Origin of the sequence: Konateibacter massiliensis (assembly GCF_900184995.1) — a bacterium.
GTDB lineage: Bacteria > Bacillota > Clostridia > Lachnospirales > Lachnospiraceae > Lachnotalea > Lachnotalea massiliensis.
Map to the genome: position 1 here is coordinate 192,733 of NZ_LT860097.1, position 18,630 is coordinate 211,362.

General features: G+C 42.7%; 17 protein-coding genes. 10 read left to right on the top strand and 7 right to left on the bottom strand.

The window, feature by feature from the left end; all coding sequences use genetic code 11:
• Window positions 1–6: 6 nt before the first annotated feature.
• The 4 genes from CTY48_RS00925 to CTY48_RS00940 all read right to left on the bottom strand — a co-directional run bounded on the left by CTY48_RS00925 (window position 7) and on the right by CTY48_RS00940 (window position 2,352).
• On the bottom strand, window positions 7–729 hold the full coding sequence (locus tag CTY48_RS00925) for a DUF5131 family protein (RefSeq protein ID WP_099466640.1): 723 nt from the start codon (window positions 727–729) through the stop codon (window positions 7–9).
• A gap of 55 nt (window positions 730–784) precedes the next feature.
• Window positions 785–991, bottom strand: a complete 207-nt coding sequence (locus CTY48_RS00930) for a hypothetical protein (protein ID WP_099466641.1) — start codon at window positions 989–991, stop codon at window positions 785–787.
• 65 nt (window positions 992–1,056) lie between these two features.
• Window positions 1,057–1,527 (bottom strand): VOC family protein, encoded by a 471-nt coding sequence (locus CTY48_RS00935; RefSeq protein WP_099466642.1) that lies wholly within the window; start codon window positions 1,525–1,527, stop codon window positions 1,057–1,059.
• A gap of 3 nt (window positions 1,528–1,530) precedes the next feature.
• Entirely contained in the window at window positions 1,531–2,352 is an 822-nt protein-coding gene (locus CTY48_RS00940) for a helix-turn-helix domain-containing protein (RefSeq protein WP_099466643.1), read from the bottom strand.
• Between the two features lie 526 nt (window positions 2,353–2,878).
• Between CTY48_RS00940 and CTY48_RS00945 the strand changes: the two genes are divergently transcribed.
• Both CTY48_RS00945 and CTY48_RS20070 read left to right on the top strand, forming a co-directional pair.
• On the top strand, window positions 2,879–3,202 hold the full coding sequence (locus tag CTY48_RS00945; protein ID WP_143452674.1) for an Ig-like domain-containing protein: 324 nt from the start codon (window positions 2,879–2,881) through the stop codon (window positions 3,200–3,202).
• Window positions 3,171–3,296: an Ig-like domain-containing protein gene (locus CTY48_RS20070; RefSeq protein WP_408609829.1), complete on the top strand. Its 126-nt coding sequence runs from the start codon at window positions 3,171–3,173 to the stop codon at window positions 3,294–3,296. Before CTY48_RS00945 ends, CTY48_RS20070 begins: the two co-directional genes overlap by 32 nt.
• A 111-nt stretch (window positions 3,297–3,407) precedes the next feature.
• Here the strand turns inward: CTY48_RS20070 and CTY48_RS00950 are convergent, their stop codons facing one another.
• Both CTY48_RS00950 and CTY48_RS00955 read right to left on the bottom strand, forming a co-directional pair.
• A complete protein-coding gene (locus CTY48_RS00950) occupies window positions 3,408–3,881 on the bottom strand; it encodes a pyridoxamine 5-phosphate oxidase (RefSeq protein WP_099466645.1) in 474 nt (157 codons plus the stop codon).
• 124 nt (window positions 3,882–4,005) lie between these two features.
• Window positions 4,006–4,683: a helix-turn-helix transcriptional regulator gene (locus tag CTY48_RS00955; protein ID WP_099466646.1), complete on the bottom strand. Its 678-nt coding sequence runs from the start codon at window positions 4,681–4,683 to the stop codon at window positions 4,006–4,008.
• Window positions 4,684–4,968: 285 nt separating this feature from the next.
• Between CTY48_RS00955 and CTY48_RS00960 the strand changes: the two genes are divergently transcribed.
• The 5 genes from CTY48_RS00960 to CTY48_RS00980 are packed head-to-tail and all read left to right on the top strand — an operon-like array spanning window position 4,969 to window position 13,511.
• On the top strand, window positions 4,969–7,518 hold the full coding sequence (locus tag CTY48_RS00960) for an alpha-L-rhamnosidase (RefSeq protein ID WP_099466647.1): 2,550 nt from the start codon (window positions 4,969–4,971) through the stop codon (window positions 7,516–7,518).
• A 25-nt stretch (window positions 7,519–7,543) separates the two neighbouring features.
• On the top strand, window positions 7,544–8,431 hold the full coding sequence (locus CTY48_RS00965) for a glycoside hydrolase family 43 protein (protein WP_099466648.1): 888 nt from the start codon (window positions 7,544–7,546) through the stop codon (window positions 8,429–8,431).
• Between the two features lies 1 nt (window position 8,432).
• Window positions 8,433–10,865: a glycoside hydrolase family 2 TIM barrel-domain containing protein gene (locus CTY48_RS00970; RefSeq protein WP_099466649.1), complete on the top strand. Its 2,433-nt coding sequence runs from the start codon at window positions 8,433–8,435 to the stop codon at window positions 10,863–10,865.
• 2 nt (window positions 10,866–10,867) lie between these two features.
• Window positions 10,868–12,523 (top strand): glycoside hydrolase family 43 protein, encoded by a 1,656-nt coding sequence (locus CTY48_RS00975; protein WP_099466650.1) that lies wholly within the window; start codon window positions 10,868–10,870, stop codon window positions 12,521–12,523.
• A gap of 37 nt (window positions 12,524–12,560) precedes the next feature.
• Entirely contained in the window at window positions 12,561–13,511 is a 951-nt protein-coding gene (locus CTY48_RS00980) for a nucleoside hydrolase (protein WP_099466651.1), read from the top strand.
• Here CTY48_RS00980 and CTY48_RS00985 read toward each other — a convergent pair.
• The gene (locus tag CTY48_RS00985; protein ID WP_099466652.1) at window positions 13,508–14,653 is read right to left on the bottom strand and encodes an AraC family transcriptional regulator; all 1,146 of its coding nucleotides are present in this window, start codon (window positions 14,651–14,653) and stop codon (window positions 13,508–13,510) included. The two genes, CTY48_RS00980 and CTY48_RS00985, sit on opposite strands and share 4 nt — an antisense overlap.
• Window positions 14,654–14,843: 190 nt before the next feature.
• Between CTY48_RS00985 and CTY48_RS00990 the strand changes: the two genes are divergently transcribed.
• The 3 genes from CTY48_RS00990 to CTY48_RS01000 all read left to right on the top strand — a co-directional run bounded on the left by CTY48_RS00990 (window position 14,844) and on the right by CTY48_RS01000 (window position 18,620).
• A complete protein-coding gene (locus tag CTY48_RS00990; protein ID WP_099466653.1) occupies window positions 14,844–16,049 on the top strand; it encodes a hypothetical protein in 1,206 nt (401 codons plus the stop codon).
• A gap of 80 nt (window positions 16,050–16,129) precedes the next feature.
• Complete coding sequence (locus tag CTY48_RS00995) at window positions 16,130–17,641, top strand: sugar ABC transporter ATP-binding protein (protein WP_099466654.1); 1,512 nt, start codon at window positions 16,130–16,132, stop codon at window positions 17,639–17,641.
• Between the two features lie 16 nt (window positions 17,642–17,657).
• The gene (locus CTY48_RS01000) at window positions 17,658–18,620 is read left to right on the top strand and encodes an ABC transporter permease (protein WP_099466655.1); all 963 of its coding nucleotides are present in this window, start codon (window positions 17,658–17,660) and stop codon (window positions 18,618–18,620) included.
• The last annotated feature ends 10 nt before the right edge of the window (window positions 18,621–18,630 follow it).

Genomic DNA, 18,630 nt, shown 5'->3' on the forward strand with positions numbered 1-18,630 from the left:
GTTTTATTAAAACAATCTTTTCCCATCTAAAATATTTATATCAAGCTCTTTCGCTATACTGGTCTGCTTAAATGGATTTATTTTTCCCACTACACTGTCACGCTTAAAAAATGAGCCTGTATTTTTGAACCAAAATGTTACGTTTGCTTTTACGCATTGTTCACGAATATTAAGCACCCAATCATAGTCACATTCACGAGCGTCTCGCCCCGTTTCGCCACCAACGGTGACATGATCTACTCCATGAAGATACGGTGTCAAATCTATGGCTTCTAAAAGTGGGGCACAAGCTATAAAACGCCGCTTCATCGGATAGGACAAAAATAACGGAAGCCTTTCGTCTGCTAATTTTTGATTTTCAACAGTACACCCAATATTCACATTGTCATATCCTGCGCCCCAATCTGATGGAAGCGATATGAGAAAACGGTCAATTCGTTTTGTTAAAATCAGAAAATCTATGTCAGTTCTTTCCTTGATGATAGACCAAACTTCTTTACGCCATTCATCTGCTTCGGGAAGAAAAAAGTCAGTTGCAAAACAGGTCGCAAGAATTTTGTTTCCTTTAATGTTGTATTCGCCTTTTGCAGTTTTCCTTATAGGCCAATCAAATTTATCTGTTTTTTGTATGGTGTTTTGACCATAGCGTTTCGCATATGGCCCGTAAAAATAACAATTTGTGCAGCCATCACTTATTTTGTAACAGCCTGTCCATGGCTCCCAGTTCATAGTGTTCCTCCTCTTGGATGGGTGAAGCCGATGATGGCAGAAACGCAGCCGCTTGTCAAACGCAGCGTTTGAACGTCACCGTCTGTGCCTTCATGGAAATCTTACCCACCTCGTAGCCGTAGGCGAGCAGCTCCTTCTTGAAGGTTAAAAAGGCGTGATCGATGGGAAAGCTCAGAATCTGTTCAATTTCGGCATAGGTCAGCGCGAAGCTGTTCTCCGTGCGTTGACCTATCGCCTTCCAAAGTGGCTCATATTTACTCATTGTCCGTCTCCTCCGATCTTGTTTAGAATAAAATAGCGGCTTTGATTTACCAAAGCCGCCGTGTATCACATACCAAAGCCTAACGCATGCTGTTTTACAACCTCAAGAGGGAACATTGTGCGTGTAGCAACTTCTTCTGCCGACATGCCTTGATTAAAAAAGCGTTTGATAACCGTGGTCATATCCTCTGCAATTTCTACAATGTGCTTGTCGGGGTCATATACCCGAATATCACGCTGTCCCCACGGGTATTCTTTGATTTCGTGTACCCATTGCAAACCGGATATGCTTTTCATTTCGACATACACTTTGTCTAAATCTTCTACTTCAAAATAAACTTGAAAGTTGTGTGACTGCTCTTTCACACTATCATCTGCCAAGCCAACGAGTTCAGCATATCCTTGTTGCAGCGAAAAGCCCTCAAAAGTCACATGTACGCCAATATCCATGACCGCATTTTGGTGAAGTACCTTTTCATAAAAGTGTTTGGATGCGGCTATATCCTTAACCGCCAAAAGACAACCTTGATATTTCATTTTTCAATCCTCCTTTGAGGATATTGTATCGTATATCTCCGTGCCGTCATAGTAAAAATCGGACATTGTTTTCAGATAGTCTTGAGGCGAAACACCACTGATAGCCTTGAAATCCTTATCAAAATGGGCTTGGTCGAAATAGCCAGCTTGTTGTGATAATGCCGCAAAAAAGCAAGGCGATGTTTGAATGTGTTTTAACACGTAGTTAAAGCGGGTTAAACGAGCATAGTTTTTAATATTCATTCCGATTTGTGTAAGAAACAAACGGTTTAGCTGTCGCTCGCTATAACCGGATTGTCGGGCGACTTCTTTCACTTGTACTTGTCCATAACTATCAGAAATTAATGTAGTAGCTAATAACAAAGCGTCCGAAATAAGGTTTTTTTCCATGCGACTATATAATGTTTTTTCACAAGTATTGACTAACTCTATTGTGGTCTTTGACATTATAAAGGCTTGATGTAGTGAATTGAAAAGCTCGTTGTCGATGTCCTCAAGTGAAAGGCGTTTGTCAGCAAACTCCGCTTGGCTTTGATGTGTGATTTGATATAAACCATAGGGCGAAAGCTGAATAAGCAGCAGGACATGGTAACTATTTGGTTCCATCCCTAATAAAACAGGTGTTAGGGATGCTCCCCATAGTTCAGCGATTACAGCGGCTCCATCAAAGGCAAGCGACAATGTTCCGCAAGCGTTAGGCATAAGCGTATATTGTGCCATGAACGTATCATTTTCTGGAAACACGATATTGTAATATAGAATATATTTTCTCAGCCCTACATGTGAGGGAAACATATTGAATTGCTTGTCATTTTTGATAATCATATTGTCCCCTTGCTTTTTGCAGTAAAATTGCACTAATATAATAATTTTTTATTATATCATATATTTCCTTTTTAGCCTACTGCCGTTTTCAATATTGAAACATTTTAAAAATATCCTTACAAGCAGTTTTTCGGGCACTCTGCCCCAAATCCGGCTGATGTTGCGTCATTTCGCTGTCGCTCATTCCTTGTTTCGCTTCGGTCCAAGTTGGCCCGAAGTCGAATATAAGTTTAAAATTTAACAGCGTTTGATGATATATTTTCTTTGATTATTAAGACGAAGCAAGTAAAAAAACAAGCGTAGTGCTCACTTGAACGATACGCTTGTTTTAGACATTTCACTTGGCAGTCGCCCTTAAACAATATAGTTCTCTTATACTGTCTTATGCAGGACTGCCATTCGGGGTGCTTTTTATGCTAAAAAGCAGAAAGGAAACAAAAATGGAAAAAGTAAAACTAAAGCCCGGGGAGCAAATCGAAATTCTCAAGGGGGCGACAGAAATTCGTTCAGTATTGAAGTTGAAAGTGTGGATGTTTTCAAGGAGCCTTACAACAAGTTAAGCTCAAAATCAAACATGAACTGGTCATCAAGTGATAGCGCCATTGCAACCGTTGACGATCAGGGAATTGTAACCGGAGTTGCGCCAGGCAATGCAGTTATTACAGTAACAAATGCTGATGGAACATATACAGAAACCATAAATATTTTAGTAATTGAAAGTGAACCACAATTAGCAATTGACCTTAATGTTGGGGATACGCGGCGGCTGACAATAGATGATTTAACTGACACAGTTAATGCCATATGGACTTCAAATGATGAAGCAATTAACGGTAGACAACAGGGGTAAAGTTACGGCTGTTGCGGCAGGGACTACATATATTACAGTGCAAGACGACCAAGGTAATGAAGTTGGTAAGATATATATTCGAGTACGAAACTAAATAAAACTTAGAAGGGCTGCTGCTCAATGACTAAAAATCAGTCATTTTGCAACAGCCCTTTCGTGTTATTATACAGTTGTTATATGTTTAAACTTACTTAAACACCGGCATTCACGTTGCTGTCTTATTTTCAAAATCAAAGTGATAAAACATAGCCCCATGATCAATTCTAAGTGTGCCTTTTGTCAGATAGATAGCTAAAATACAACAATTCTCATCATTTTCATTGTTAGCAAAATCATACCAGTCTATAAAGGCATTACGTAGTTTGTTTCTTATTTCAGCATTGTTTGGGTCCAACACCCATCCTAAATTTTTTCCTGTTCCGCTACTAAAAAAATCTTCCATATTGACTGATATGGATACTTCCGGGTTGGCACTTATTTGTTTTATCTTGTTAGACTGCGCGTATGTAACAATGTAAAATGCTCCATCTTCATAAAATGCATCTACATCACGAACGCAAGGTCGTGGATTGCCACCTTCACTAAGTTCCAGTGAAATTGTAGCAAGGGCAATTACATTGTCTTTGCTATTGCCAAATCTTTCGTTAAGTATCTTCATTCCCTCTTCATATTTATTCATTTCTGGGCCTCCTTTTGCCACTTTTTTATCCAAAGAGCTGGGCGAACCCCACCTCTATTGTCATTAGCGAATCGATGAATTACATTTGTGTTCTGTTTTGAACCTCCATAATCTCCCCCCTCTTTTATTTGATTGCAACATATATTTTCATGTATTCTGTGTTATCTTTTTGAAACAGGCTTTCAAAAGCAAAATGATCATAGGTATATCGATTGACATTAATATATTGAAAAACTGATTTAAACGCATTTGAAATCAAATGAAACGGATTATCCATTGGATTTTTAATTGTAATCGTCACATAGTTTTGAGACTTTCTCTCCTCTACAACAAGTGAATTATCTTTGATTTTTACATCATTTGGTAATACCAGAGCGGATGTGTAACCGTGCATATGATATACATTGATTTGTTCTTGAGAAAGATATGGAAAGTCCCAGCCGATTATTTTGGGATTATCAATGTTCAGCTCCTTTGCTAGCTGCGCGCTTCTATTTGTGGCATCGTCCTCTGGCTCAGTAGAAATAACTGTATATTTAATGTATTCAAATGACTCAAGAGTTTCTATCTCAATCTCAGAGTAAGCTTTATTTGTTATTTTAATATTTCCAAATAATAATTCATCAGAATTGCAATTAAATAATGTGCATATTTCCTTAATTTTACTTAGCTCAGGATTCCCTTGATTAAGCTCCCATTTTGATATTGTCTGTCTGGAAACTCCTAGTTGATTAGCAAGTTCTTCTTGAGTCATGTTTTTATGGATCATTCTTAGGTATTGTATATTTGTCCCAAAATTCATGTCATCACCCCTTTATACTCTATTATACCTTTATCTTCCAGCATATCAACCAATTTTAAGTTGCATTTATCAAGTATTCGCGCTTTTAAGTTGCGGTATCATGCAGCATAATAATCTAACAAGTCAATCCAAAGCGTAAGAATAAGCATTATTTATAGCGTTCAATATTATAAAACGTCGGATTCATATAAAGATAAAACGTAGTAATAAGGTTGAAATCCCGATAAAATAAGCTTAAAGCACAAATAGTGGAGCATTATAATTATAGAAGGAACGGGTGAAGCTATGAGAATAACAGAATTAAGAGTAAACCAGATAGAAAAGCCGATGGGTTATGAGATGGAGTGGCTCAGCTTTTCATGGAAGATAGAAGAAGCAGGGGAGGCAAAACGGCAAGAATGTGCCCGCATTATGATAAAGAAAGAGTCTCAAATCATATTCGACAGTGGATGGGACAAAAATGCTAACAGCTTAGATTACAGAGTCGATATCAGGCTTGAACCAAGGACCTATTATGAGTGGAGCGTCGAGGTGACTGCCGAAAATAGAGACAAAGCATATGAGGAGAGCTGGTTTGAGACGGGTAAGGCAGGGGAAAAGTGGAGGGCAAAATGGATAGCGTCCTCTTTGGACAAAAAAATATCGCCTTGCTTTCAAAAAGAATTTTTCATTGAGAAAAAGGTGGAAAAGGCAAGAATATATATGACAGGGCTTGGCATATATGAATGTTACCTAAACGGAAAAAAGGTAGGGGAGGAATATTTGGCTCCGGGCTATCATTCCTATGATTTTCACCTTCAGGTGCAGACATATGATGTCACAGATGATTTGAAAGAGGGAAAGAATGAGCTTGAGGTTTGGCTTGGAGACGGCTGGTTTAAGGGAAGACTTGGCTTTGAGGGTGGCTACGAGGATATATACGGAGACAGCTTTTACCTGATACAAGAACTTTATATTCAGCATGAGGACGAAACAGAGACGTTTATCGGTACAGATGAACGCTGGAAATGTAAGCCGTCGCCGATTATAAACAGCAGCATTTACGACGGTGAGCTCTATGATGCGAGAAATGAGCAGGAGACATATGAGGCAGTTATTGTGAAGGAGCCGATTGGCTGCGGAGCATTGACGGATCGCTACAGTCTACCGGTTGTAAAGAAGGAGGCATTTTTGCCGATTGCCCTTATTGAGACAAAGAAGAAAGAGCTGGTACTTGATTTCGGACAAAATCTGACAGGCTGGGTAGAGTTTGATGTTTCGCTTCCGAGAGGGGAGAAAATCGTGCTGACCGCGGCTGAAATTATGCAGGATAACTGTTTTTACCATGACAATCTTCGAACTGCAAAGACAGAGTTTACTTATATATCAAACGGAGAAAAGGCACATGTGCGTCCGCACTTTACCTTTTTTGGTTTTCGCTATATGAAGGTGGATTGCCAATATCCTATCAATAAAGAAGATTTTACGGCATACCATCTTCGCAGTGACTTTGACCAAATTGGAGAGATTGTGACAGGAGTTCCAAAGGTGAACCAACTTTTCACCAATGCTTTGTGGAGCCAAAAGGATAACTTTTTGGATGTGCCGACCGATTGCCCGCAAAGGGATGAAAGGCTCGGTTGGACGGGCGATGCCCAAATCTTTTCAGATACGGCGTGTTTTAATATGTATATGCCAGCTTTTTATCGCAAATATCTGTGGGATATGCGGGCGGAGCAGAGTATTTTGGATGGTTCAGTGCCGAATGTGGTGCCAAGGCTGAAAAAAGAGATGATTGGCGAGCATGGAGCGTGTCCTTGGGCTGACGCGGGTGTCATCATCCCTTGGAATGTTTATCTCCACTACGGAAATAAGGCACTTCTTTGTGAAACCTATCCGGGTATGAAGGCTTGGGTGGATTATCAGAAAAAGAGGGAGGAAGCGCTGGGAGGATCGCATCTGGTTAAAGACGGCTTTCATTTTGCAGACTGGCTTGCCCTTGACAATGAGATGCCCGGACCGTTTGGTGCGACAGATCCTTTGTTTATTGCAAGTGCTTACTACTATAAATGCAGTGAGATTGTGGCAAAGGCAGCAAACATCATAGGGAAAACAGAGGAAGCGATATACTATGAAAAGCTTTCCAGCCAAATTTTAAGTGCCATACGAGACACCTATTTTGACGAAAACGGGATTTGTACTTGTAAAACACAAACAGCCGCGGCATTGACCTTGGAGTTTGGGCTATGGAGGGAAAAGAGTAAGGAAGAAGGAAAGGAGCTGGAGAAGAGAATTCTGGAAAACGAAGGGCATTTAAATACGGGATTTGTGGGAACTCCGCTTCTCTGCCCGGCACTTTCCGACACAGGAAATCACAAGCTGGCAGTCGATTTACTTTTAAATGAGGAATATCCGGGCTGGTTGTATGCGGTAAACCTAGGGGCTACCACCATATGGGAGAGATGGAATTCTGTTATGCAAGACGGCAGCATGAATCCCGAGGGCATGAACAGCTTAAACCACTACAGCTATGGAAGCATAGTGGGGTGGATGTACCGCTATGTGGCAGGAATCAATCCTTGCGAGGATGCACCGGGCTATAAACAGGTGAGTATTGCACCGCATACCGATGTGCGGCTGGGCTTTGCAAGAACAAGCTTAGATACGTCCGCCGGACGCTATGTGAGTGAGTGGAATTACAAGGAAGACGGCAAGGTGGTTTATCACTTTGAGATACCCTTTGATGCAAAGGCTGTTATCAGCTTGAAAGAGGGAAAATACCAGATTAATGAGAAGGATGCAGAAGGGTGTACATTTCATGTGGATTGCGGCACTTATATCATAAAGGAATTATAGGAAATTATAACAAGGAGGATTGAATATGAAAACAGATCAGATTAATATAAGAGACCCTTTTGTTTTGCTGCACGAGGAAAGATATTATATGTACGGAACACGAAGTGCGACCTGCTGGGGACCTGCCGAAGGTTTTGACTGCTATGTCAGTGAAGATTTGAACGACTGGGAAGGGCCGATAGAAATTTTTAAAAGGCCAGAAGGCTTTTTCGGAGATAGAAGCTATTGGGCGCCGGAGTGCTATTATTATCAAAATTCTTTTTATCTTGTAACGACCTTTGGTGCTGAGGATAGAAAGAAAGGAATCTACATATTAAAGTCAGAAAGCCCCAAAGGACCGTTTCGCCCTTACAGCGGATGTATCACACCAAGAGAGTGGTCTTGCATTGACGGAAGCATTTATTGGGAAGGTGAAATTCCGTATCTGATTTTTTCTCACTCCTTTGAGGACACTCCCGATGGCGATATGTGCCTGCTTGCACTCAAACCGGATTTACAGGAGGCAGCAGGAGAGCCGGTTACATTATTTTCGGCAGTGGAGGCGAAGTGGGCAAATCCTGTTCCGTTTGCAAAGCAGGAATTTGGAATGGACGGAGATGTCTATTTTACAGACGGACCGTGTGTGAAACGGCTAGGTGACAGCCTTTGCATGACATGGTCAAGCTGGGGAACAAACGGCTATGCAGTCGGAGGCGCCTATTCGGAAAGCGATTCTGTTATGGGACCTTGGAAGCAGGTGGAAGAGCCTCTGTTTGCGGAAAACGGAGGACATGGAATGATGTTTGAGGATAAGGAGGGAAATTTAAAATATGCCCTTCATTTCCCAAATGACAAGTACAAAGAAAGACCATTGTTTCAAGACATCGTAGTGAAGAATAACAAAATAGAATTAAAGGAAAAGGTGGAGAAATAAAATGCTGGAACAAAAGTTTAATGATAAATGGAAATACTGGGAGGATAAAGATGCGTTTGCACTTGTTTGGAATGTACCAGACAGTGCAGAACAAATCACTCTGCCGCACGATGCCATGATGGAGAGAGGGGCATATGAGGGGAGCAAAAATCAAGGAAATACCGGATTTCGAGATGGGGCAAACTACCATTATGTAAAAACCATTCATGCAAAAAAAGAGGATAAGAACAAAACACTGCTCTTAAAATTTGAGGGTGTATATATGAATGCGTTTGTGTATATAAACGGAGAGTTAGCGGCAAAGAGTCCATTTGGATACACGACCTTTTGGGTACATATGAATGAATTTCTAAAATATGGAGCAGACAATGAAATACGTGTGATTGTGAAAAACGGAGCAATGACAAACAGCAGATGGTATTCGGGAAGCGGTATTTACCGTGATGTCTACCTGCTAAGCTCGGGTCTGACCTATCTCGTGCCGGAAGGAACCTTTGTGCATACGGAGGCAATTGAGGAAGAATACGCTGTGCTTCAGGTGCAGACAGAAATAAAAAACAGAAGTCATGCCAATGAGGAATTGACGCTGGAAACCGCGATTATCGATGAAAGCGGTGCAGTTGTATCTTGTGACAAAATACCGGTTGTCTTGTTTTCGCAGGAGAAGAGGAGAATGAGACAGCGCATAACGCTGGACTTTCCAAAGCTTTGGTCGGAGGAGAGCCCCGTTCTATACACCTGCCAGAGCAGGCTCTATGAGGGGAATAAGCTGATTGATGAGAGCAGCACAAGCTTTGGAGTTCGACAGCTCCAATTAGATGCCAAAAAAGGACTTCGTGTCAACGGAAAGTCTGTAAAGCTTCGGGGTGCTTGTATTCATCATGATAGCGGACTGTTAGGAGCAGCTACTTACGAGGAGGCACAGCTGCGTCAAGTAAGGCTTTTGAAAGAGGCAGGATTTAACGCAATCCGCATGTCTCATCAGCCGATGGCACCGGCGATGCTTCGTGCCTGCGACAGGCTGGGTATGTATGTGATGGATGAAACGTTTGATATGTGGAACCGCAGTAAGTCTGATTATGACTACGGTTTGTATTTTCAGGAATGGTGGGAGAGAGATGTGGAAGCCATGGTGCGAAAGGATTACAATCATCCTTGCGTTCTTTTGTATTCCATCGGAAATGAAATACCGGAAATCGGGACCAATCACGGTGCAGAGCTTGCAGACCAAATTTGCCGAAAAATTAAGAGCATTGACTCGACCAGATATACATTAGCATCGATTAACGGTGTGTTTGCGGCAGGCGACCGGATTGACGAGATTGTTGCCGATGTTGTTTCAGAGCTTAGCAAAGAAGGAAAAATTGAAGGCAATGTAAACAATTTTATGGCACTGATGGATAAACATATGGATAAGATTGTGGTGCATCCTGCCATAGCAGAAAAGCTTGACAAGGCATGTGCGGCTACAGATATTGCAGGATATAACTATATGACGGCAAGATATGAAATGGATAAAGAGACATATCCCAACCGCATTATTGTAGGAAGTGAAACCTATCCGCCGGATATTGCAAGAAATTGGACACTTGTGGAAAAACACAGCCATTTAATCGGAGATTTTACCTGGACAGGATGGGACTATATCGGGGAAGCCGGAGTCGGTATTCCATGCTATCAGTGGGGAGAAGGAGGCTTCGGGGCAAAATTCCCTTGCCAGCTCGCCTACTGCGGTGACTTTGACCTAATTGGAAACAGACGCCCTGCTTCTTTTTACAGAGAAATCGTATTCGGTCTTCGAAAAGCGCCGTATATTACAGTTCAAAACCCACACCACTATGGCGAGCCGCTTATCAAGACGCCTTGGATTATCAGTGACAGTGTGTCAAGCTGGAACTGGGAGGGCTGTGAAGGAAAGCCGGTTACAGTAGAAATTTATTCTGCTGGAACAGAGGTGGAGTTGTTTTGTAACGATGTTTCTATGGGCAGGAAAAAGGCGGGAGAAGAAGCAGGTTTTCAGGCACTTTTTGAGCTTATCTATGAGGAAGGGATTTTAAGGGCAGTTTCCTATGACGGAGCTCAAAAAATCGGAGAGATGAAACTGGAGACAGCAAAGGGCAAGAGAAAAATTGCGGTTTTACCGGAAGAGACAGGTGCAGAGCTTATCTATGTTCCGATTGAAATCCGTGATGAAAATGGAATTTTAGACAGAAGCTGTGAGAGCAAAATTGAAATTACAGTGGAGGGCGGTGCAAGGCTTGCCGGCTTTGGAAGTGGCAATCCGAAACCTTCTTATCACTATAAGGAAAACGTGACAGAAACCTTCCAGGGAACGGCGCTTGCGATTTTGAAGAAGAGCGCATCAAAAAAGATTAAGATAAAAGTAAGCGGAGAGGGATATGAAACGGTAGAGCTTGAACTGAAAGGAGAGTAGATATGTTCAAAAACCCCATTATATCAGGATTTTATCCGGACCCTTCCATCTGTAGAGTGGAGGATGACTTTTATATTGTAAATTCCAGCTTTAGCTATTTTCCGGGGATTCCGATTTTTCACAGCAGGGATCTCGTCAATTGGAGGCAGCTTGGACATGTGCTGGATAGAAAAAGCCAGCTTCCGCTGAACTACAAAATGATTTCCGGCGGAATTTTCGCACCGACAATCCGCTATCACCAAGGTATTTACTATGTGATTACAACCAATATGTCGATGGGCTGTGTCAACTTTGTCGTCACAGCTGATAACCCGGCAGGACCTTGGTCCGAAATGCACATCATAGAAGGGGCAGACGGGATAGACCCATCTCTTTTCTTTGATGAGGATGGAAGCTGCTATTATACAGGAACGACTCGGTTTGAGGAGAATGGTGAGTCAAAACAGGGAATCTGGTGTTCCAGGATTGACATAGGGAGTTTCAAATTGGTAGGAGAGAGAAAAATCATCGGCGCAGGCGCACAGATAGATGCTCATTCACCGGAGGGGCCGCATATTTATAAAAAAGACGGCTGGTATTATCTGATGATTGCAGAGGGGGGAACAGAGCATTATCATGCCGTGACGATAAGCCGCAGCAAAGAAATCTTCGGTCCTTATGAAAACTATCAGGGCAACCCGATTCTGACACATAGGCATTTGGGAAAAAATTACCCAATCTGTAATGTAGGGCATGGGGATTTGGTTGAGTTGAAGGATAATAGCTGGTATATGGTTCTGCTTGGCTCCAGATTGATGGACGGCTACCATAAGATTTTGGGAAGAGAGACCTTTCTTGTTCCTGTCACATGGGAGGATGGCTGGCCGGTCATTGCAGGAGGAAAGGTGGAGGGCGAATATCCAAAGCCGAAGCTTTCAGAATACAAAATGACAGGAGAGGGATGTCAAATTTTTGAGGATTGCCGGCTGGACAATTTTGATAAAGAGAACTTGGGAGCTGAGTGGAATTATCTTGGAACGCCTTATGAGGAGATTGTAAAGCTCGAAGGAGGCTTTTTAAAGCTAAAACTTATAAAAAACAGCTTAGTGCCTTGGGAATATCACAATACAAAAGCAGATGTGTTTAAAAGGATTCAAGCAGGCATTGAGGAAAAGGAGTGTGCGGCATTCGTTGGAAGACGGCAGCAGCACATGCAGTTTGAGGCGGAGACCGCATTGCATTTCACACCTGTGGAGGAAGAGAAAGCCGGAATCGTCATATTGCAAAACGATGCCAATCAGGTGCGCCTTGAGGTGGCAAGAGATGAAGAGCAGAAAATGGTAATCCGCTGTGTGAAGGTGATTTCTCATATTGACGGAGAAGGTGTTCAGCATTTTAAGGAAGAGGTATTAGGGGAAGAAGCAGTGAAAGAAACAGTGGAAGAAACGGAAGCCTTTACGCTGGGAATGATAGGAAAGGGTACAAAGTATAGTTTTTATAGGAAGAATCAATCTGGAAGCAGGATGATGATAGCAGAAGAAGTTGACTGTGGATTTCTTGGATCTGAAACCGCAGGAGGTTTTGTGGGTGCCTATATCGGTATGTTTGCAGAGAGAGGAGAGGCGACAAAGAGTCGTTATGCACGGTTTGGATATTTTCGGTATGACGGTAAGAAGTAAGCGTCAAAATGGCATAATTAGATGGAGGAAAATTGAGATGAAGAAAGCACTGTATCAAGTACCAAGAAACAAGCAGATAAGAGTCATCATTGACACAGACGCTTATGCGGAGGGTGACGACCAGTATGCAATTGCGCATGCGCTGCTGACACCGAAATTTGATGTTGTCGGGATTGTGGCGGCACATTTTGGAACACAGGAATATTCAGACAGCATGGAAAAGAGCTATGAAGAAATCGGGCGGATTCTGGAGCTGATGGATATTCATGATGTTCCGGTATACAGAGGTGAGACGGCTGCCTTAAAGGATGAGAAGACGGCAGGGACATCTGAGGGGGCAAAATTTATTGCAGAGGAGGCGCTGAAGGACGATGACCGCCCGCTATTTGTGCTAAATATGGCGGCAATTACCAATCTGGCATCTGCATATCTGATGAAACCTGAAATTGCCGCAAATATTACAGCGGTATGGATTGGCGGAGGTCCGTATGAAAAACAATTTACGGATTTTAATGCAGGAAATGATATTGAGGCAGCCAATGCAGTGCTTGGTTCGGAAATGGAATTGTGGCAGATACCGCTGAATGCATACACGATGATGGAAGTATCATTCCATGAATTGTTTGACAAGGTTCAGCCATATGGCAAAATTGGCTCTTATCTGGTAGAAAATCTGATGCGTGTCAATGAGATTGGCTGTGCCCTTAATTTGGACGACTTACCATTTACAAAAGAACTGAGCAGAGGTGCAAAGACCATGATGATCCGCTCCGGAGAGGGCTGGTCCTTGGGAGACAGCCCTGCTGTCGGAGTGCTCGTTACAATGCAGGATCATGACATGGAATACAGAAAAGCCCAGAGAATTAATTTGGATGGTACCTACGGTGATTACTTTAGGGAGAATCGTGTTATACGGGTTTACCAAGGCATTGACAGCAGAGTGATTCTGGAGGATATGTTTGCCAAGTTGAAATATCATTTCGGTTAATGTGTTGTGCTTTCCTTCTGATAAGAAGAAAACGGAAGAAATTTAGTGTCGTTGATATGCAGCTTACGGTATTGCTGAGGTGACATATCATATTCTGCCCGAAACACTCTGGAAAAGTGATCGGAGGAGTGATAGCCGATTCGCTCTGCGATTTCTCCTATTTTTAGTTCCGTATTTGCCAAATAATCCAAAGCATCGGACAGACGCAGCTTTTTAATCAGGTCAGTGTAGGTGTGGCCTGTGTTTTGCCGGATAAGCGTGCTCAAATGAGGCTCGCTGTAGTGAAAAAGCTCTGCGAGCGTAGACAGGGTGAGTGTCTGATAGTTGTGCTGGATATATTGCAATACAAGCGAAAAGTCAGCGCCCATCTGATAATTATAAAATTGAAGTGTCTGACTGTAATTGCGAAGCAGGGAGGAAAAGAAAAGGTTGACCCAGTTGATGCAGCAGTTATTGCTGTAAGCATCCGTACGGCTGCATTCTCCCATCAAGTTGCGCAATATCTTTTTCAGCCACAGATTGTCCCGGGTGAAAAAAAGTAGATAGTTTGGATGAGATTCGCCCTGCAAAATGGTACGGAAAAAATAGGAAAGCAAATCCTTACCGGACAACAGAGAAAAAAATGTCGTCTCAAACGTACTTTTCCGAAGCATAATGGTAAACACGGTGGAATCGTCATCAAGGATAATATCGTGCTCGGAGGAGGGCGCAATAATGCAAAGCTCTCCCTCCTGCATAATCCTGGTTGTATTCTCAAACGTAAAATGGCATTTTCCCTGTGTTACATAATTGATCTCAAAATAATTGTGATAGTGCGGCTGGGGTCTTGTGTAACGGGGATGCCTGATGACAAAGACATCTCTTGCAGAGGGAATGATGTCATTTTCCGGAACTGTAGATTTAACCGGCTCAAGCCAATTAGGATACAGGGTAAGTGTCAAGGAATTAATGACATGTTCGAACTCTGCGTCTGTCATATCGTCATAAAAAACCTCTGAATTGGGAAGTGTGCAGGTTTCCCGCAGAAGTCCTTTTCTATATAGGTAGTCGCTCATCTCTACGAACTGAAGGCGATTGCCCGTCCGCATGTAATAATCCTTTAAATGCTGCTGAAACTCTCCATATGTGATATAGTACGGCATAGTTACCTCCTAACTTGTGCTTGTTTTTCTTTGGTTATATTCCAGTATAACAAGTACCGGCAAGTTACACAAGGAATACTATCTGAAAATATATCGGATTGTTATGAAAATACTACATGGAGTTTTAATGCAGAGGCAGATAAAATAAAGTCAGAACTAAAGGTCAAACAAATTCTAGGAGGATAAAAAAATGAAGAAGAAATTATTAGCTATGCTTCTTGGCCTTACGATGGTGGGTACATTGATGGGCTGTGGAAGTGGAAGTACGCAGACTGGCTCGGAGAGTACAAGCGATGCAGCGGAGACGACCCAGGAGAGCAGTACGGATACGTCAACTACAGATGCAGCAGGCACAGATACGGCGGACACTGAGACAACTGCCACCTATCCGGAGGAAAAGGTTTTAATCGGCGTGGAGCTTTATGATCCGACCGAGTCTGAAACTTTGGCAATGCAGGTTTATTTCAGACAGCTTGCAAATACCTATAACGTAGAATTCAAATATTCAGAGGCAATTACGGATGCGGATTCAGAGATGAAATTTATTGAAGATTGTGCAATGGCAGGCTGCCAAGGATTTTTCGCTTACTATAGTGTAACCGGAGCGCAGCAGATTCAGAGCGTAATCGACTATGGAATGTATTATTACGGAATGTATGATGAGGCTTCCTATGAAGAGTTTGCAAGTGATCCTTACTACCTTGGCTATGTATTGGCAGGCGGAGATGAGTATGACAAGGGTAAGGCACTGGGAGAATGGGTTGTTGAAAAAGGATACAAAAATGTCGTGTATGCCAACGGCGGTGCAGATTTTGGTGTAGGACAATTTGTGGACAGACAAAATGGTTTTATGGATGCTGTCGGCTCCGATGTAAAGGTGACAGTAGTGAGCGGCTTCCCGGGAGACCAGTTCTTTGCGGATCAGGCAGCGGCACTTTCCACAGAGGGCTTGGAGGCGGTAGTTGCTTCCTTTAACGGAATTGACTTTTGGGCACAGCCGATTGCTTCCGCAGGTTTGACAGATACGGTAGCTTTGGCAACGATCGGTTCCTTGAATGACACTTATCTGAACGCGTTTGATAATAATACCTGTTCTTTACTTGTGTCAAATAACATCAATGCTTACGGAATTGCCATTCCGATGATTTGTAATGCAGTGGACGGCAACAATGATGCCTATCTGGTGGATGGAAAAGCATTTGAGTTGAGCACAGATTTCTGGCTGATTGATAATTCAGAGGATTGCAAGAAGCTATATACGATATTGACAGGAGAGGGAATTTTTACAGCAGAGCAGTTAATGCAGCTAAGTGTAAAACAAAATCCAAGCGCTTCCGTTTCTACGTTGGAAGAGATTTTGGCAACAGGAAGTTTAGAGAATGTATTAGCAAAATAATTCGTAAATCAACGCTTGTAACCGGCAAATTGCAAACTTGCCGGTTACACTACATTTCAGGTATATGGAGAACAAACAATATGGAGAAAAACAGAGAAGTTTTATTTGAGGCAAAGGATATATGTAAGAATTTCGGTTCCACCGCCGCACTCAAGCACGTTAATTTGACAGTATACCGCGGGGAAGTAAGAGGCCTGATCGGAGAAAACGGCTCCGGGAAATCTACCATATCCTCAATTGCGGCGGGTATGCAGCCGCCGACAAGCGGAGAGATGTATTTCAAAGGGCAGCTTCATAATCCTTCTACAATGATAGAAGGAGCAAAGGCAGGCTTTGGAATGATTGTGCAGGAGATGGGAACGATATCGGGAATCACGGTTGCTCAGAATATCTTTCTGGGAAATGAAAAGCTGTTTAAGCGTTACGGTTTGATCAGCATGAAGGAGATGAACCGGGAGGCAAAAAAAGCATTGGATGCAATCGGCTTTACCGAATGCAGACCGGACATGTATATAGATGAGCTGAATATGCAGGACAGAAAGCTGGTAGAAATCGCAAAGGTGATGTGGAATAACCCGGAGGTGCTCGTAGTGGACGAGACGACAACGGCGCTTTCCCAAAAGGGCAGGGAGATTATTTACAAGCTGATGAAGAAAATGAAGGCAGAAAAGAAAGCCGTATTGTTTATATCCCATGACTTGGAGGAGACGATGGAGCACTGTGATACACTGACCGTGCTTCGAGACGGTGAGCTTGTCACGACCTTGGACAAGAGCGAATTTGAAGCGGGAAAGGTAAAGTCTTGTATGGTAGGGCGTGAGATAGGCGAGCATTACTACCGCGAAGACAAAGTCTGCTCCTATGACGAAGAGGTTGTGATCCGGGTGGAAAATGTTACAACCGGAAGAGGGCTTACCGAAAATGTGAGCTTTAAATTACATAAGGGTGAAATCCTTGGAATAGGAGGATTGTCTCACTGTGGTATGCATGAGCTTGGACGTGCTGTATTTGGAGAAGAGCCGATTGTGACCGGAAGGGTCGTATATGCACCGACTGGCGAGGTAATTGAAAATGCCAGAGTAGCGATGAAGCATGAGATGGGATATGTGTCCAAAAACCGCGATATTGAGGCTTTGGTACTTACCGCAAGTATACGGGATAACATTATCGGTGCCGGCTTTGACCAAGTTTCCAAATTAGGTATCATAACGCCGAGGGCAGAGGAAGCCTATGTGGAAAAGCAGGTGGAAGCACTTAGCATCAAATGCAGGGACATTGATCAGCCTGTGAAGTTTTTATCAGGCGGTAACAAGCAAAAGGTTGTATTTGGCAAATGGATTGGCAGAGACACCAAAATTCTCTTGTTGGACTGCCCGACAAGAGGCGTTGACATCGGTGTCAAGGCGGCGATGTATGAGATGATGGAGAAAATGAAGGCAGAAGGAAAATCAATTCTGATGATTTCGGAGGAAATGACGGAGCTGATTGGAATGTGTGACAGGCTTTTGATTATGAAGGACGGAATTATTTCAGGCGAATTACAAAGAAGTGACAGCTTAGATGAAAAATCTGTCATAGAAAATATGATTTAGGATAGGAGGCAAAACAATGACAGGTGAAAAAAGTAAACAGTTCATCATAAGCAAAGAAAAGTTAATAAATGCGGTGCCTATTCTCGGCATGCTGCTGGTCATTCTTGTCTTTGCGGTTTTAACGGGCGGAAAAAGTGTCAGTGCAGTAAATTTAAAGGTTTTGACCAATCAGTTTATTATGACGGCATTGGTTGCAATCGGAATGGTATATTGCTTTGCGTGCGGAGCACTTGATATGTCGGCAGGAGGAAGTCTTTGCCTGTCTGCAATCGTGGGGGCACTCGCAGGTGTTAAGAGCGGAAGCTTCGCCCTAATGATGGTTGTAACCGTTGTGGTGGCAATGCTTATTGCATTGTTAAAAGGAGTAGTGGCAGCCTACTTAACTCTGCCGGTATTTATTGTCACAATTATTTTCGGAAGCCTCTTATCGGCAATCGGACTGGTGCTTTTGGGTGACCAGACGATATTGTCTGTCAGGGATATTGTGAAAATGAAGGATTTAACGATAGTGAATATTGTCTTTATTGTTGGATTTTTTCTAATAGCTATGATTGTTTTTAATTATACAAAAATTGGAAAATCATGTAAGCTGCAAGGCGGAAATCCACTGGCTTCCGGTCAGTCAGGCATTGATGCGAAGAAAACAATTATTATCTCTTTTTTGATAAGCGGTGTGGGCATTGCACTGGCAGCAATTATCACAATTTTGAAAACAAAGACGGTAACGGCAGCCTCAGGCGGCACAATCGGAAATGATGTGCTGGTGGCAATCGTACTGGGCGGTATGCCTCTTACGGGCGGACCAAAGAGTAAAATAAGCGCAGCACTGGTTGGAGCGGCTACGATTACGATTTTAAACAACGGATTGAGCCTTTGCAATGTCTCCAACGATATGATTCAGATTGTGCGAGGCATTATCTTTATCTTGGTTGTATTTATTACCTCTATGACATATAGAACGAAGCTATTGCCGCGCTAAGACAGGCAGA